General features: G+C 63.3%; 16 protein-coding genes and 1 pseudogene. 3 read left to right on the top strand and 14 right to left on the bottom strand.

What is annotated here, in order from left to right; translation table 11 throughout:
* The 11 genes and pseudogenes from DMB80_RS12410 to DMB80_RS12360 all read right to left on the bottom strand — a co-directional run bounded on the left by DMB80_RS12410 (window position 1) and on the right by DMB80_RS12360 (window position 11,510).
* On the bottom strand, window positions 1-690 hold the full coding sequence (locus DMB80_RS12410) for a GltB/FmdC/FwdC-like GXGXG domain-containing protein (RefSeq protein WP_111510127.1): 690 nt from the start codon (window positions 688-690) through the stop codon (window positions 1-3).
* Window positions 678-1,574, bottom strand: a complete 897-nt coding sequence (locus tag DMB80_RS12405; protein ID WP_111510126.1) for a class II glutamine amidotransferase domain-containing protein — start codon at window positions 1,572-1,574, stop codon at window positions 678-680. Before DMB80_RS12405 ends, DMB80_RS12410 begins: the two co-directional genes overlap by 13 nt.
* 38 nt (window positions 1,575-1,612) lie before the next feature.
* The gene (gene glnT, locus DMB80_RS12400; RefSeq protein ID WP_111510125.1) at window positions 1,613-2,941 is read right to left on the bottom strand and encodes a type III glutamate--ammonia ligase; all 1,329 of its coding nucleotides are present in this window, start codon (window positions 2,939-2,941) and stop codon (window positions 1,613-1,615) included.
* 116 nt (window positions 2,942-3,057) lie between these two features.
* On the bottom strand, window positions 3,058-4,389 hold the full coding sequence (locus DMB80_RS12395) for an ammonium transporter (RefSeq protein WP_240431156.1): 1,332 nt from the start codon (window positions 4,387-4,389) through the stop codon (window positions 3,058-3,060).
* Window positions 4,390-4,642: 253 nt separating this feature from the next.
* Window positions 4,643-5,644, bottom strand: a pseudogene (locus tag DMB80_RS12390) (heme-dependent oxidative N-demethylase family protein); the annotation flags it as partial.
* Window positions 5,611-6,543, bottom strand: a complete 933-nt coding sequence (locus DMB80_RS12385) for a PDR/VanB family oxidoreductase (RefSeq protein ID WP_111510123.1) — start codon at window positions 6,541-6,543, stop codon at window positions 5,611-5,613. The pseudogene DMB80_RS12390 and the gene DMB80_RS12385, both read right to left, overlap by 34 nt.
* The gene (locus DMB80_RS12380; protein ID WP_240431155.1) at window positions 6,540-6,992 is read right to left on the bottom strand and encodes a dimethylamine monooxygenase subunit DmmA family protein; all 453 of its coding nucleotides are present in this window, start codon (window positions 6,990-6,992) and stop codon (window positions 6,540-6,542) included. The genes DMB80_RS12385 and DMB80_RS12380 overlap by 4 nt, the downstream gene beginning before the upstream one ends.
* Window positions 6,993-7,124: 132 nt before the next feature.
* Window positions 7,125-7,502 carry a cupin domain-containing protein gene (locus DMB80_RS12375; RefSeq protein ID WP_111510121.1) on the bottom strand — a complete coding sequence of 126 codons (378 nt, stop codon included), beginning with the start codon at window positions 7,500-7,502 and terminating at the stop codon, window positions 7,125-7,127.
* Window positions 7,503-7,746: 244 nt separating this feature from the next.
* On the bottom strand, window positions 7,747-9,060 hold the full coding sequence (locus DMB80_RS12370; RefSeq protein ID WP_240431154.1) for an MFS transporter: 1,314 nt from the start codon (window positions 9,058-9,060) through the stop codon (window positions 7,747-7,749).
* 124 nt (window positions 9,061-9,184) lie between these two features.
* Complete coding sequence (locus tag DMB80_RS12365; RefSeq protein ID WP_111510119.1) at window positions 9,185-10,270, bottom strand: maleylacetate reductase; 1,086 nt, start codon at window positions 10,268-10,270, stop codon at window positions 9,185-9,187.
* A gap of 43 nt (window positions 10,271-10,313) precedes the next feature.
* On the bottom strand, window positions 10,314-11,510 hold the full coding sequence (locus tag DMB80_RS12360) for a flavin reductase family protein (RefSeq protein WP_111510118.1): 1,197 nt from the start codon (window positions 11,508-11,510) through the stop codon (window positions 10,314-10,316).
* A gap of 154 nt (window positions 11,511-11,664) precedes the next feature.
* Here DMB80_RS12360 and DMB80_RS12355 point away from each other — a divergent pair, with 154 nt between their 5' ends.
* From DMB80_RS12355 to DMB80_RS12345, 3 genes are read left to right on the top strand one after another with little or no spacing between them, the layout of a single operon-like run.
* Window positions 11,665-12,951 carry an amidase gene (locus tag DMB80_RS12355; protein ID WP_111510117.1) on the top strand — a complete coding sequence of 429 codons (1,287 nt, stop codon included), beginning with the start codon at window positions 11,665-11,667 and terminating at the stop codon, window positions 12,949-12,951.
* Between the two features lie 30 nt (window positions 12,952-12,981).
* Window positions 12,982-13,332 carry a hypothetical protein gene (locus DMB80_RS12350; protein ID WP_240431161.1) on the top strand — a complete coding sequence of 117 codons (351 nt, stop codon included), beginning with the start codon at window positions 12,982-12,984 and terminating at the stop codon, window positions 13,330-13,332.
* Window positions 13,329-13,964 (top strand): response regulator transcription factor, encoded by a 636-nt coding sequence (locus DMB80_RS12345; RefSeq protein WP_111510116.1) that lies wholly within the window; start codon window positions 13,329-13,331, stop codon window positions 13,962-13,964. Before DMB80_RS12350 ends, DMB80_RS12345 begins: the two co-directional genes overlap by 4 nt.
* A 30-nt stretch (window positions 13,965-13,994) precedes the next feature.
* Here the strand turns inward: DMB80_RS12345 and DMB80_RS12340 are convergent, their stop codons facing one another.
* From DMB80_RS12340 to DMB80_RS12330, 3 genes are read right to left on the bottom strand one after another with little or no spacing between them, the layout of a single operon-like run.
* Window positions 13,995-14,945, bottom strand: a complete 951-nt coding sequence (locus tag DMB80_RS12340; RefSeq protein ID WP_111510115.1) for a PDR/VanB family oxidoreductase — start codon at window positions 14,943-14,945, stop codon at window positions 13,995-13,997.
* A 19-nt stretch (window positions 14,946-14,964) separates the two neighbouring features.
* Window positions 14,965-15,723, bottom strand: a complete 759-nt coding sequence (locus tag DMB80_RS12335) for an SDR family NAD(P)-dependent oxidoreductase (RefSeq protein WP_111510114.1) — start codon at window positions 15,721-15,723, stop codon at window positions 14,965-14,967.
* A 26-nt stretch (window positions 15,724-15,749) separates the two neighbouring features.
* Window positions 15,750-16,106, bottom strand: a complete 357-nt coding sequence (locus DMB80_RS12330) for a hypothetical protein (protein ID WP_111510113.1) — start codon at window positions 16,104-16,106, stop codon at window positions 15,750-15,752.
* Window positions 16,107-16,135 lie beyond the last annotated feature (29 nt).

Here is a 16,135-nt window from a genome sequence, read left to right as displayed (position 1 = left end):
TCAGTAATCACTCGCGTTGTCGACATGGAAGTGGTACAGCGTACGGGCGGACCCATAGCGGGTGTAGTCGGCGGTGTCATCGTCATCGAAACCGGCCGACTTCAGGAGTAGCGCGAGCTCTGCGTGGTGTTCGTCACGCATCTCCTTGGCCACGCAGTCTGCCCCCAGGGAAGCCACGTGCCCGCGGACGTAGATACGTGCTTCGTAGATCGAATCGCCCAGGGCCTCACCGGCATCACCGCGGACCACCAAGCGACCAGCCTGGGCCATGAAGGCGCTCATGTGTCCGATGCTGCCGCCGACCACGATGTCGACACCCTTCATCGAGATCCCGCACCGGGCAGCGGCGTCACCTTCGATCACCAGCAGCCCGCCGTGGGCGGTGGCACCGGCTGATTGGCTCGCATTGCCCCTGACCCAAACCGTGCCACTCATCATGTTCTCGCCGACGCCTGTGCCGGCATTGCCGTTGATGGTGATCTCAGCGTGCTTGTTCATGCTCGCGCCGTAATAGCCGACATGTCCGTTGACGGTGACCTGAACCGCCGAGTCCAAACCCACCGCGACATTGTGTGCGCCGGCGGGATTGTCGATCACGTATCTGTCCGACGAATTCGGCCGGTGCAGCGTTGCGTTCACCTCTCGCACGGTGACTTTGTGGAGATCGAATCTATTCGTCACCTGTTCCATGCGTACACCACCTCGGGTTGGGGTTCCCAGATCTTGGCTGCCTCCACGCCGGGCAGATCGGACAGAGCGCGGTACTCGCTGGCCATCGCCACCCAGTCGGGCGTCTCGGCGATCACGGCAGGTTTGCACGCGATGGCGTCGCGCACCACGGCAAACGAGTCGCGGTTCGATACCAGCAGCGTGTAGAAGCCGTCGAAGTTGGCGCACAGCTCCTTCAGTGCCGTCTCCACGCTGCGGCCGCCAGCAAGCTGCGCGGCGACGAACCGGGCGCCGACTTCGGTGTCGTTCTCGCTGTCGAAACGCACACCTTCGGTCCTGAGTGAGCGGCGGATGGTCGCATGATTGGAGAACGACCCGTTGTGCACTAGGCATTGGCCGGGCCCGACGGCGTAGGGATGAGCGCCCGAGGCCGTGACGGCGGACTCGGTGGCCATGCGGGTGTGCCCGACCCCCTGCCACCCGGCGGCAGCAGGCAGACCCCATGCCCTCGCCAGCTCGGCAGGATGCCCGATGCCCTTGAGAACCGTTATGTCGCTGCCGAATCCGATGACAAGTGCATGCGGATACTCGGCGCGCACGGCAGTGAGCAACAGCTCGGCATCCAGTGTTGCCGTGAGCTGGAAGATGGTGTCGATGACTTGCACACTCACCGGGACGCCCAGGCGGACTCTCAGTGCATCGGCTACCACGGTCGGGGCTGCGTCGACCTCGAGTATCGACACGCAGCCCGCGCCGACTGGCGACCAAATGCGGTCACCGTAAACCGCAACTCCCGCCGAATCGGTACCGCGGTCGGCCATCTCACCCAGCATGCCGGTGAGCAGCTTCCCCAATTGTGGAGTCAGATCGGGATTGCGCAGGTGCAATCCCACGATGCCACACATGTCTCACGTCCTCGCTATTGTTGCCGGCGACAGGCCGGTCAGAATGCGGTCAGATATTGGTCGATCTCCCACGGCGTCACTTGGCCGTGGTGGTAGGCGAAGAACTCATCGCGCTTGAGCTGTGCAAAGTAGGCGGCCACGGCCGGTTCATCACTGGCGGCGTCCAGAACACCGGAGATGACGACGTCCGCACTGAGATCGTCGACCGCGTGAAGCAATGTCGGCGGCAATGTCGGACGTCCGGAAACAGAGGCGCCCGCATCGTCCGGATCGGCGCTGCGCTTGATGCCGTCCAGGCCCGCGCCCAGAGCGGCCGCAACAGCCAGGTACGGGTTCGCCGAACCGTCGCCGCCACGTAGCTCGACGCGCTGGTCGTCGGGGACTCTGATGTAGTGCGTGCGGTCGTTGCCGCCGTAAGTTGGCGTGCGGGGCGCCCAGGACGCGCCCGACATGGTGCTGGTGGCACCCGTTCGTTTGTAGGAGTTGACCGTTGGGGCAATGATTGCCTGAAGCGCGCACGCGTGGTCTAGGAGACCCGCAATGAAGCTGTATGCCGTAGGCGAGAGCCCCAAGCCGCGGTCATCGGCGTCGACGGCCGGAAACACCGGAGCTCCACCACTGGTCAGCGACATGTGCAGGTGCAGTCCGCTGCCGGTACGGTCACCGAACGGCTTGGGCATGAACGTGGCGATCATGCCTCGCGTTTCGGCGATCATCGACAACAGGTAGCGGAGCGTGATCACTCGGTCGGCGGTGGTCAGCGCGTCGGCGTAGGCGAAGTTCTGCTCGAACTGGCCGTTGCCGTCTTCGTGGTCGTTGGCGTAGTTGGACCAACCAAGGGTGTTCATCGCAGTCGAGATCTCGGTTAGATGGTCATACATGCGGGTGACGCCGCGCGCGTCGTAGCAAGGCCGGGCAGCGTTGTCGGAGGCGTCCGCGGTGGCGATACTTCCGTCGGCGTTACGGGTCAGGAGAAAGTATTCGACCTCTGCCCCGATCCACGCTTCGAAACCGGCATCGCAGGCCTGCGCCAGAACGGCCTTCAGGATGTTGCGGGGGGCAAACGGCCACGGCTTGCCATTCACGTGTGGATCGCAATGCACCAATGCCAAGCCATCTTTGACGAACGGGATGGGTGTGAACGACGAAAGGTCCGGCACGGCAACCAGATCCGGGTCCTTCGGTGTCTGTCCCATGGCGCCTACCGCATAACCGGCGAAACCGGCACCACTGGCGGTCAACTCGTATGCCGCGGTAGCGGGGACCAGCTTGGCGCAAGGCTTGCCGTTCAAGTCCACGAACAGCGCCAGAATGAAGGTGGTGCCCGCCTCCCGGCACAGGTCTTCGAGGGTGGCAATGGAAGGCATGCAAACTCTCCTCAGTATGCGGTGGTTCTTATCGTGAATATTAGTTTCATGACAGTGGATTCACAACTTGTGTCGCTGAAAGCTGTTCTGTGACAGCAGAAGAGCTCGGTGATGAATCACCGTGCCTGGGCGACGGGGTCCGTCGCAGCGACGGCGCGCTGCAACGACGACCCGCCAGGGTGTCCCACAGTTGCCGTCGGGATCTCGTAAGCCGATTCGGCGTGCACCGTGGAGTCCAGGCCGCTGCGCTCGGTTTCGTCGTCCACTCGAAGGCCCATGAGCTTGTCCAAGAGCTTGGCGATCACCCAGGTCAGGACGAAGGAATAGGCGCACACGATCCCGATCCCGGCAAGCTCACGCCACAGCAGGGATACACCGCCCCCGACGAGCACACCGCTGATGCCTGCGGGGGTCGCGGCGGAAGCGAACAAGGCCACGCACAGTGTGCCCGTGATTCCGCCAATCCCGTGCACCGCGAACGCATCGAGGCTGTCGTCGACCCTCAGGCGGTTCTTGATTCCCAGGCAAGTGGCTACCACGGCGCTGGTGATCACACCGACAGCCAGGGCGCCGATAGGAGTCACTGCGTTGGCGGACGGGGTGATGCCCACCAGTCCGGCGATGATTCCGGTGACCAAGCCCAGAGTGGTGACATGACCGTCTTTGATGCGCTCTATGACGCCGAAGCCGATCATCCCTGCGCTGCCGGCGAGCAGGGTGTTCAAGACGACGTACTGCGCCAGAAAGTTCGCGCCGAGAGCGCAGCTGCCGTTGAAACCGAACCAACCGAACCACAGGATGCCAGCGCCGAGCACCACCGAGGGTACGTTGTGTGGACGGTTGGATCCCACCTTGCGCCGCCCCAGCACCAACGCCAGTGCCAACGCCGCGACTCCGGAATTGATGTGCACCGCTGTGCCGCCGGCGTAGTCGTGAATCTTCATGTCGTTGAGAAGGAAGCCACCCGAACCGGTCTCGGTGTCGGGGGCGAACACCCAGTGCGCGATCGGAAAGTACACGAGCGTCAGCCATGCCGCCGAGAACACCAGCCATGAGGTGAACTTCATTCGCCCTGCCGCGCCACTTGCGACAATGGCGACGGTGATGGCGGCGAACAGGATGAACCATGCCGCGGTCCACGCCCCCTGTGCCGAACCTGACCCGTCGTCGGTCTCGAAGCCGATGAGACCCAGGTATTGCGCAGGGTTGCCGACGAAACCTCGGCCCCCGACCGACGGACCGGACACCAGGCCGTAGCCGTAGATGACGTAGAGCACGCTGGCCACCGCCAGCGAGCTGAGCACCATCATCATCATGTTGAGGGTGTTCTTGGCGCCGACCATGCCGCCGTAGAAAAGAGCGAGGCCGGGGAACATCAACGCGATCAACACGAAGGCGGCCAGCAGCCATGCGAGATCGCCGTTGGCGGCCAGGACTGGTTCTGTCACTACACTCTCCAAACTGGTGGTTACGGTTATGGCCCGCGCAACGCGCCCGCAGCGCTGCGCGGCCGTGATGGACCCGGGAGTCAGGTGCCGTCGAACAGAAAAGAGCCGGGTACGAGTCAGGCCCTCAGGTGGGCCGCGACGTGGCCGCGGCGTTGCGGCGCATCAGCCGAATGGGGGCACTGCCACTTCGGCAAGTGTGCTAGCCAGAAAAGTCGAGCCGCAATCATCGTGCCGGCAGTCATGAACGGTTCCAGGCGCGCAACCATGCCGAGGCGCGTTCTCGGTACTTGTCGATTCCCTTGTAGGAGGCCATGTCCGAAGGCAGCTCGGACAGCACAGCGGCAGTGCGCGTGCGCCACGGTTCGATGGCGGCCAACTCCTCGAACGGCATCAGATAGGTCCGTATCAGGAACATCACCGCACCGGAGTTGGCAAGCCGGATCAGATGCTGCACTTCGACTCGCAGATGTACCAGCCTGCCGAAGGTATCGTCGTCAACCTGCTGGATCATCTCTCGGTCGGGACCCCAGTCCGGATAGCGCTCTGTGGACACGTCGAGTCGGTGGCCGATGGTGAGCGTCCAGTTGGTCCGCCGGTATGGCTCATGTGGCTGCAGCCTCTTGAGGAACTCGTGGGCGCGGGTGATCACTTTTTCGGAATGGATGCGCGGCACCGGGCCGTGAATCTCCAGAAAACTCATGCCGACGTCGAAGCCGAAGCTCCAGTCTGCGGCGAAGGTGACCACCCCGGCGTCACCATAGAGCTGGTCACGCTGGTCGAGCAGGACGATGTCTTCTTGAACCTGGCCCGCCACCCAGCGCAGCGGCTCCTCCGGCAGCGTCGAATCGTCACCATAGGTGAAGGTCTCCTCGATTTCGAGCAGTGCGTTCGTCCACTTCCAGCGGCCGTCTGAAAGCGGTGTGAGTGCGCACTGCCCAGGGAAGGCGGTCGACAGTTCCCGCAACAGGGTCAGACAGGCATCCCAGGCAGCGGGGCGCATGTGTGGGAGCACAGCGTGCCGGCTGGGGTCGGTCGCCAGAATCCGGGCGCGCTCAGCGAGTTCGTCGGTGTAGTCCGAGTCGATCATGACCACCGTGTGGCCCCACTGGCCCAGCGGTGTGGTGACTGGCCGGGCTGCCGGTTCGACATTGGTGGAGTAGCGATATGCGTCGTGGGGAAAGGGAAACGGGAAGTTGGCATATCGCTGCGCGGCCGCACTTGTCACAGGGTCACCTCCAGGGCAGAACCATCGCATCGGGAAACGCAAGCCATCAACACTGTGCCGCTGGCCTTTTCGTCTTCGGAGAGGAACATGTCGCGGTGCAGCGGGGTGCCCGATTCCACCGGAATCCGGCATTCGCCGCAAATGCCTTGGCGGCACAGGTTCGAGACGGCGACACCAGCTTCTTCGAGTGCCTGCAGAAGGCTGGTTCCGCCCGGCACCTCCACCTCGGTGCCTGTCCTGGTCAACCTCACCGTGAAGGGGTCTCCAGGCTGCAAAGCATCCATGGTGAACCGTTCCATGTGCACGCGGGAGGTGGGCCAGCCGGCATCCGTGGCCGCTGCCACCACCGCGTCGATCATCGGGCCGGGGCCGCAGACGTAGAGATGGGTGCCAAAAGGCTGCTGGGTGAGAACTTCGCGCAGCCGCATCATGAACCTCTCGGGCCCGTCGCTGATCAATTCGGCGTCGGGTGCCAGCTCGCCGATGTCGGCGAGATGGGCGGCGTACCCATCACGAAAGGTGTAGAGCACCTGTGCGTCTCGACCCCAGGACCGGGCAGCGCGCAAATGCGAAACAATGGGGGTCACGCCTATTCCGCCAGCGATGAGGAGGTGCTTGCGAGCTCGCGCGACGGGTGGAAAGGCGCTGCGCGGCGGTCGCGCATCGATGATGTCGCCCAGGTTCAAATGTTCGTGCACATATGCCGAACCGACTCCGTCGGGGACGCGCAGTACAGAGATCGTGTACTGCCGCGGCGCCACGCCGTCACCTGTCAGGCTGTAGGCGTTGAACTTGTCCGCCACTTCGATGGCGAGATGGCTGCCGGGGATGAAGCCGGGCAGTTCCTTCCCGGCTGGGTGGGAGAGCGTGACCGACCGAATGCCGGGAACGCTGTCGTCGAGTTCGGTGACGACGAGCTTGATGGTCATGAGAGAACCTCGCTAGCCGGCGGGGTCAGGCTGGAGTTGCCCGGCAGTGTCTCTGCGTCGGCCTGGAACCCGAGATACTTCCCGAGCCGACGCGAGACGTGGTGATAGACGATCAGGGTCCGACCACACCCATCACACGGCACCAACCCGTCGACTCCGACATGGGTGGCGGTAGAAGTGGAGCAATGCGCGCAGAAGATGTCGATCGGACCGTGCTCCGTTGCTTGGAAATCCATTTCGTCTTCTTCAGCCCCAGCCGCCAATAGGGCCGCACGTACCTGCAGGCAGGCGCCGACCGAACCTGCGACGGCGATTCGCATCCCCACACTCGCTGTTCGCAGCGCCTCGGTGGCCGAGGCGACGGCGGTTGCGGCATCCTCGGTGGTGAGCAGCGCAGCAGTGGGCAGAGTTCGTGCCCACCGCCGCGCTACGTCCTGACCTGAGGCCACGCCGATGAGGAGGTGAGACGCTCCCGCCTGCGACGGCGAAATGTCTGTACCTGTGCGTCGAGTCCAGGCGGGGATACTCGTGGATTCGAAGTCGATCATCTCGAGATGTTCCGGCGGTTTGCGTTCGCGTCCTCAGAGACCGTCGGCCGTGCGATGCCCGGTGTAGAAGGCCAGTGCGCGGTCGGGGGTGCTGAACAGGATCCGAGATCCCTTCGGAAAGAAGATTGCGTCTTTGGCTCGGGCCACTGACCTCTGCCCGGTGTCGGCGTTCTCCAGGTGGAATTCACCCTCCAGGACGATCTTCATCTCGTCGTAGGTGTATTCGTACAGTAACGGCTCTTCAGCTGCTACGAGCTCGAAGAAGCCGCTGCACATCACGCTGCCACTTGGGTTTTCGTACACGTCGCCGATGTAGCCATCCGTGCCGGGGTATTCCGAGTCGGGCATCTTCGGCAGGTTCTTCCAGCCGTCAGAAGTGACGCTGAACTGCGGGTGGGTCGTGGCTGTCATCCTACCTCCGTTTTCCTTAGGTGAAACTACGTTGACCCTAAGTAAACCGAGGTGAGTGTTTCTTCCGTGTTAAACGAGGTGAAAGGTGGGTTGCGAATCAGCGCGGCCGCGCCTGGGTCGTTGTGCCCGGACGATTGTGAGCGGCCCAGGTGTCCTCGGCGGTGCCCACGATCGCTGATTACGCGGAAGATGCCGTGGGCGGAAGGCTTTCACTTCGACGTCGTCGTCGACGAGGGGCCGTTGATCAGTCGACGCGCGTTGGGGCGCCGTGCTGACTACAGTCGCCCGCTAGCCCCGGCGAATCCGCAGATGCACCGGACATCTTTGCCGGAGCTGTCTCCGGAAGAGCAAGAATGCAGACCACCGAAATCGCAAGTAACGCAGCCAGATAGAAGCCGACCCAGCGGGCGTCGCCAGTGCTGGCGATGATGCGGTTCGCCACCAGCGGGGAGATTCCGCCCCCGAGAACTCCGCCGACATGGTAGGCGAATCCAAGACCGGACTGACGTTGATGACGAGGAAACAGTTCGGCGAAGAAGCTGTACAGCGGACCGAACATCACTCCGGTAACGGTGCACCCGATCAAGACCGCGATGTTGATCGACGTCACCGTGCCGTCGATGGTGACGGTGAACATCGTCAAGGCCGACGCCAGCGACAGCACTCCCCCGGCGATCATCACCGGTTTCCGCCCGATACGGTCCGAGACCCACGCTGATCCCAGGTTCGCGACCGCATGTACAGCCATCGCGAAAAGCACGCCCAAGAGAATTGGCTGTCGAGCGAGGCCCAGGCCATTGGGCGCAGCCGCCGTGCCGTAAGACAGCATGAAAGTCGCCAGCGTGTAGGTCGAAGCCGTCAATCCGACGTTCACCCCAGCAGCAAGCAAGACGATGCGCCAACGGCGGCGAAGCATGTCCCACAGCGGCACGGCAGGCAGCTCACCGGACGGGCTCCCGGATACCTCCTGGAATGCCGGTGTCTCGGAGACGCCTTTGCGAACCCAGAGGCCGACGACGAGGACCACGCCGCCCATCAAAAAAGGTATCCGCCACCCCCACTCGCGGATGTCCTGGTCGGGCAGCAGTAAGACGAGCGCGAAGGCGATGTTGGCGAGGATGAGTCCGATCGGCGATCCGATTGCCACCACGGAGCCATAGACCCCGCGCCGCTTCTGGGGCGCATGCTCGATCGCGAAGACTGCAGCGCCCGCATTCTCCCCGCCGCGGGCCAGGCCGTGGAAGACGCGAAGCACTGTGAGAAGTATCGGGGCCAGCACCCCGATGGCGGCGTAAGCAGGTAGGGCGCCCATCAGCAATGTGGAGATGCCCATCGTTGCGAAAGCCAGGAACAGAGAGGGCCGCCGACCGAAACGGTCACCGATCCAGCCGAAGAGCGCGGCCCCCAGCGGTGCCATCACGAAGCCGAGCGCGAAGGTCGCCAGGCTCATGAACGTGGCGAACCACGCGTCATCGGTCTTGAAGAAGATCTCGCCGAACACCAGGGCGGCTGCCGTCCCGTAAATGGCGAAGTCGTAGAACTCCAGGGCCGTACCCACACCCGCAGCTATGAGCACTCGCCCGGTCCTGGGCGTTCCGGGCGCAACGGGTTCGGTCATGGATGAGCACTCCCTAGTACGGGCTTGCCGGGGAAACGGACGGATTCCTCCCCCGCCGCACCGGTCATCGGACCGACAGCGTCTCTGCGGGATGCCGGCCGAAGAAGGCTGCAGAGACCAGGGCCCGGACACCATCGGCCGTGACTGCCCGCGGGTTCGCGTAGGGGTTGGCGGTGGCCATTTCGACGACGGTGTCTATGCCGCTCTCGGGCATGCCGAGATCGCGGAGACTCGCTGCTACACCCACCTGCTGTTCGAGCCCGTACAGCTCTGTCGCGGGGTCCTCCCCGCCCAGCGCCTCGGCAAGGAGCGCGCGTGCCACCGGCGCCGCGTCCAGGTTGTAGGCCAGCACATAGGGCAGCACCGTGGTGTGCACCTCGGCGTGCGCCAAATCGAAAGTGCCGCCGAGGATGTGGCAGAGCTTGTGATGCAGGGACATCGTCGTGGCGCCCAGGCAGGAACCAGCGAGCCAGGCGCCGTAGAGGGCCTCCGCGCGTGCGACGACACTGACCGGGTCCGCGACGATCGCCGGGAGCGCGCGGTTGAGGGCACGCACTGACTCGACAGCCATCATGGTGATGATGGGTGAAGCATCTGGCGCGTAGAGTGCCTCAGCGGCATGCGCCATCGCATTCACTCCGCTTGTCGCAGAGAGCGTCGGCGGCAGGGTGACTGTCAGCTCGGGATCGTAGATGACCGTTCGGGGCAACACTCGCCAGTCGCGCCCGGTTGTCTTCTCGTTGCCCTCCGTGAGACCCCAGATCGGAGTCATCTCCGAGCCGGCATAAGTGGTGGGCACGGCGATGCTGGGAAGGGAGGTTCTCAACGCGATGGCCTTGGCCAAGCCGACTGCGGAACCTCCGCCCACTGCGATCACTCCGTCGACCGCGTTGGTTTCGGCGTACTCGACCGCTGCGTCGGCCACCTCCCTCGGAACATGCATGACCGCGAACGGGTATACCGAATGCGCCAGCTCACCGAGTGCCGCGGCGATGGTGAGTCCGGCATCCCGTTGCGGCGGCGTGCAGACGATCATGACGCGAGACAGCTTCAGCCGCTCCACCTCCGTTGGCAGTTCATGGCGACGACCCGCGCCGAAGAGCACCCGCATGGGCAGGCCGGTGTGGGTGAAATCAGACGTGCTCGTCATCGTGGAACTCCCTGTGCGTCGCGCTGATGATGCCGGACTCGGGTCACGCCGGAGCGGTCGTGGCGCAGTTGTTCTCCAGTGAGGAGACCACAGCCCGCGCCAGATCCAGCCACTCGAGGACCGTTGCGCCGGCCACTCCGCTGGGGAACTGCGCGAGCCTCAGCGTCAAGGAATAGCCTCCGTCGGCCACCCGTACCGGCATGACGAGCGATGCCACATCGTATGTCCCTGACGGATCGATCTCGCGGAGCCGATAGTCCACAGCAGAGTTGCCGATGGATTCACGGATACGGCGCTCTTGGGCGGGCGTGAGTCGGGTCTTTCCGTATTCCCTGCTGGCCCTCCGCAGTTCGTCATAGGCGGTCTCGCCCTGCGGCGGCAGGAAAGAGAGGAGATAGCCGTTCTTCCGAACGAAGCCCAGGCGTTCCAGATGCATCGACCGAACATCCTCGGACACGTCACGCAACCTGTCCAGCCAACGTGTCTGCTGAGCGTCGCTCTGGTCGAACATGTACGTGTCACCGATGGGCGGCACCATGGGCACCCGTGGCGACAGGCCGAGCTGTGAGTCCACACCGGGCGCAGTCGCCCACAGCACTCGCGTCATCTCGTCCGAACTGACCGCGGTGAGAAGAGATACTTCACAACCGATCTCGTCAGCCAGCCCTTTGACCTCCGTGCGCACTGCGTGGGCTTGGTTGATCGCCGGCAGGATTTCGTGATCCATTCTGGCCATCAACGATGTCAGTACGAAACTTCCGTATCCACCCTGAAAGAAGAGCAGAGGTGACACCGGGTTGGTCACCGACAGATCGCGGACCGAGCACAGCACGATCATGTGGTCGCCCGCATCGACGGTAGTCGCGATGCGGGCATCGATCCAGGCCACCGCGTCGGCCAGAATCGGATCGCCTGAAGGCGACTCGTACCAGTCGATACCCTCGAGCTTGTTCTCCCACCGTTGTGAGATCGTGAGCACGATGTCCTCCTGCTCACCGCCGAGCACGTTGATGCACATCGACGGGCAATTCAGCAGCTGGCTGAAGGTGCGGGACGACTTCATCGGCATGAAGGAAACCAGTGGCGGATCCAACGACACGGAATTGAAGGTGCCGACCACCATCGCCAGTATCTCTCCGTCGTCGCTTTTGGCGGTGACCACGACGACACCCGTGGGATAGTGGCCCATCACGTCGCGGAACAACTTCGGATCGATCGAGACCGCTTGGTTTCCAGTCATCGCCGCTCCTCCTACGCCGGTGTCGGACTGCCCTGTTCGTGGACGTCTACGAAACTAGAGCTCCCCCGACCTACGGCGGTACGAGGGAAATCTTTACTGGTGCGAGCACCCGCGCTGCGACAGACTGATCTGGTCAGCAGAGAGGGAGCAACGGGTGAACTCCGCCTATCGGGCGCAACCGATCCAGGATCAGGTGGCAGCGATACGCCAAGGATCGATTTCGGCGGTGGAACTTGCAGCGCAGGTTCGCACGGAGATCGAACGCCGAGAACCCGATCTCGCAGCCTGGACCGTGCTCTCCGACGACGTGCCCATTCAGGCACAGGCGCAGCAGGATGCTCCGGAGGCGCTGCCGTTACGGGGAGTCTCAGTCGGCATCAAAGATCTCATCGATGTGGCGGGATTGCCCAGCAGGGCCGGATCCTCCACGACGTCAGCGGAGCCGGCATCCGAGGATGCGGAATGTGTCGCCCGCCTCCGGGGTCTCGGCGCGGTGATCCAAGGAAAGACCGTCACGACCGAATTCGGCTATTTCGCACCGGGGCCCACCCGCAATCCGTATTCGGCTGATCACACTCCAGGTGGGTCGTCGAGCGGCTCTGCAGCTGCGGTCGGCGCCGGCACGATCCCGCTCGCGCTCGGGACACAGACCGCCGGCTCCCTGACACGTCCCGCTGCATTCTGTGGCGCAGCGGGACTGGTGCTCACACAGGGATCGACGAGCCTGACCGGAGTATGCGGGTTGTCCCCGTCGCTCGACTCGCTCGGCATACTCACCCGCACCACGGAGGACCTCGTCCATGTGTACTCGGCCTTCAGCGGGCAGGCCAGCAGTCGCGCGTCCTCGTCACCTGTCGCCAACGTACTGGTGTGGTCTGGCAGCGGCCTGGGCGACGTGCACCCGGAGATGGCTTCGCTCATCGAAGTGCTACCCGACCTGCTGCGCGGGGCGGGGTTCGGCGTCGCACTTCTCGACTGGGACGACCACGTCAGGACGCTGACGGAGGATCACCACCTCGTCATGGCATATGAGGCGGCCGAGACGCTTCGCGCTGTTGAGGAGGTTCACCGGGAGGCGCTCAGCGAGCCACTACGTGCGTTGCTGACCCAGGGGCGGCGCATCGGTGACGGTGAGCGTGCGTCCGCTCTCACCCGTCGGGACCGTTCGCGCGATCTCCTCGCCACCATGCTCGGAGGGTCGACGGTCGTGGCCGGTCCCGCGGCGCTGGGCCCGGCCCCATCCGGATTGGCAGCCACCGGGACGCCCATTCTGAGCCGCGCTTGGCAGCTGTTGGGCTGCCCGGTCGTCACCGTGCCGGGTGCGCGTAGCGCGGAGAATCTGCCTCTCGGAGTACAGCTCATCGGTCAGCCCGGGCAGGAGACTGCGCTGTTGGAGATGGCGACCCGCGTGGAGCCTTTGTTGCGCGCCAACCCGACATGATTGTCAGACGTGTCTGAATCGGAGAACATCGTGGTTGTGACATCCCGACCGACCAATCACCACAGGACATTCCTGACGTGTTACGAAGACACCTTCAACTACGGGTGGCACCATGTTGATCTTTTCGTGCACGACGAATACGACCGGGAGGTCAACTGGGTGCACTGGACCGTGCAAGCCGACGGACCTGCCGCGGCTGACGAGTCGGTGCACCGCGAGGAACCTCGTTTGCGCCGCACATCGGAGTGGCGCCACAACGTGAGCGCAGTCGGCATGAACTACTGGATCGCCGATGCGGAGTGGGACGAGTCACCACAGACGGCCGAATCCGAGACACCATCCCAACCATGGGATCCCACGAGCCCACGAGCGCATCGATGAACGATGCCACTTCCTCGGCGCGGGTGTACGTCGTCGACGATGATCCAGAGCTGTGTGAATCCGTGGACTGGCTGTTGGGGAGCATCGGGATTCAGCCGACGCTGTGCCACAGCGCCGACACATTCCTCAACGCGTATGACGGGAGCCACCCAGCGTGCGTCATCCTTGACGTCAGGATGCCGATGATGAGTGGTCCGCGCCTGCAGGAGAGGCTCAATGCGTTCGCGCCCCATGTCGCGATTGTTTTCGTGTCCGCGCATGGCGATATCCGCCTATCGGTATCCACTCTGCAAGCCGGCGCCATGGATTTCCTCGAAAAGCCTTACGACCCCCAGCGGCTGCTCGAGGCGGTGCAGAAGGGTATGGAGACAGCCTCAGCCCGTTTCCTGGCTCATCAGCAGCGGCAAGCCATCCAGCTGCGGGTCTCGTCGCTGACCAGCCGTGAACGGCAGATACTTGCCTTGGTGGTGGAGGGCCTACCCAGCCAGAACATCGCCCGCAAGCTCGGCATGAGTGTCAAGACGGTCGATGTCCACCGTGCGCGGATCAAGAGCAAGACCGAGGCCGACAGCATCAGTACGTTGGTACGCGACATTCTTCGCTACGACGTGTCTGTCCCACATGATGATTGACTGAGATCAGCGACTGCCGGAGGAATCCGATCAGTAGTAGTCGAGCACTATTCTCTGCCCCTTCACCCGTGACACGCAGACCGCGATGAGTTCGCCGGATTCCTTCTCGGCCTTGGTCAGGACATTGTCGCGATGTTCAGGCACACCGTCGATAACCTGCATCACACACGTGCCGCAGATTCCCTCCTGGCAGGAGGTGTCGATGTCGCAGCCGTTCTCGTCGAGGACTTCGAAGATGCTGCGGTCCGCCGGGACCTGGTACGTCTGGCCCTCGAGTTCCACCTCGAAGGGCGAATTGTCGGCCGCCGCGACCGGCTCCGCCGCATGGAAATTCTCGAAGTGCACGGCGTCCGGGGCCACGTACTTCTCGGCGAGCGCGATCATCTTCGTCATGAATTCCCTTGGGCCGCAGACATACACGTGGGTGTTCGCCGCCGCAGATTCGAGGGCCGCCGATAGCAACGCCTCTTGACGCTCACGGCTCACGCCTAGATGAGCGTGCAGCTTGTCTGGGCACCGGTCGCGCAGGATTGGTAGGAAAGCCGCCTCTTCCTCCGAGCGCGCGAAGTAGTGCAGCTGGAAATCGATTCCCCGTACGTCCATGTATCGCGCCATGCTCAACATCGGGGTGATGCCGATGCCGGCCGCGACCAGTACATGGTGACTGGCCTGTTCCGCGATCGTCAACAGATTTCGCGGAGCACTGATTTGGATGACATCGCCCTCTTGGAGCTCATGGAGCGCCGCCGACCCGCCGCGTGAGTTCGGCTCACGCTTGATTGCGACGGTGAAGGTGTCGCCTGCATCGGGCCGGCTGCACAGCGAGTACTGCCGGGTGATGGCCGTAGGCCCCACGACGTCGATGTGCGCTCCCGGCGTGTACGCGCCGAGAGGAGTGCCGTCCAGTCGTGTGAGGTGAAGAGATTTCACCGAAGCAGTCTCCGCGACAATTCGCGAGACTACGACGTCAATGAGCGTCATGATCCATATCCTTTGTTGTTCAACGAAAATATAGTCCGCCGTTAACGTCCCAGCATGCACCGGTGACGAAGAACGCATTGCGTTGGGCGAGAAGGGCCACCATGTCGGCGATGAAAGACGGGCTGCCCAGCCGGCGGGCCGGAATCGACGACAGGACTGCCGCCAGGCGCTCCGAAGTCATCGTCGCTGTGACAATGGGTAGGTCGTGGGGTCCTGGAGCGATTGCGTTGACCGTGACCCCTGCCGAAGCGAATTCCTTTGCGAAGATCTTGGTGATGGTGAGGATCGCGCCCTTCGACGATGCATAGTGCGCACCCGTGCCGGTGCCGCCGTTCTGTCCGGCCAGGGAAGCCATGTTGACGATGCGCCCGTACTGCTGGTCCGCCATCGCAGCGCCGAAGACCTGACAGCCGAAGAAGATACTGTTGACGTTGGTGGTGAGCACCTCGGCGAAGTCGTCCTCCGCCAGCGTCATCAGGTCCGCGGCTCGAGTGATCGCGGCATTGTTCACCAGCACATCGGGCGTACCCCACACACGTTGAACCTCTACCAACGCATCGACGAACCCGGATTTGTGCGAAACGTCGAGTTCCAGCGGTATGGCTGTCGAACCGTCGGGACTGAGCTGCATCGCGATGTCCTGGGCCTTGTCGAAGGCGATGTCCGACAACACCACTCGGTAGCCGTCGGAGTGCAGCCGGCTCGCAATGTGGCTACCCATTCCTCCGGCGGCGCCTGTCACGAATGCGATGCCCTGCTCTGACTGATTGTCGCTCATTGCTGCCCCTCTCACGCCGATTGCGGTCAGACGTCATCACGGATGACGAGTTCACGACCCATCCGGGCTTCGATCTTGAAGAACTTCCACAGCGCGTACTCGCCGACCATCGTCGTCCTGAGCAAGTTGCAGGCGTCCTTGACGGTGGGTTGGTCACGGACATCAGCGAGGATGTAAGCAGTCCAGGGCCACGTGGAGGACGGGCCGACCTGGTGGGAGTCGTCGTCGAAGGTGCCGATCACCTGCACACCATCCATGTTCTTCAGATTGGTGAGCATCTCACAGGTCGCCTCCCACACCGGGCCGATGTCTGCCTTCGGAAGGTCGAAGAAATTCTGGTTGTTGCCGAGGCAGAACAGTGTGCGCAAGGGCTGTTCGGACATAGCGTCACTCCTTGGGGAAAGTCGGTGGA

Source organism: Mycobacterium kyogaense (assembly GCF_003254575.1).
GTDB lineage: Bacteria > Actinomycetota > Actinomycetes > Mycobacteriales > Mycobacteriaceae > Mycobacterium > Mycobacterium kyogaense.
This window is presented reverse-complemented; position numbering and strand designations above follow the sequence as displayed.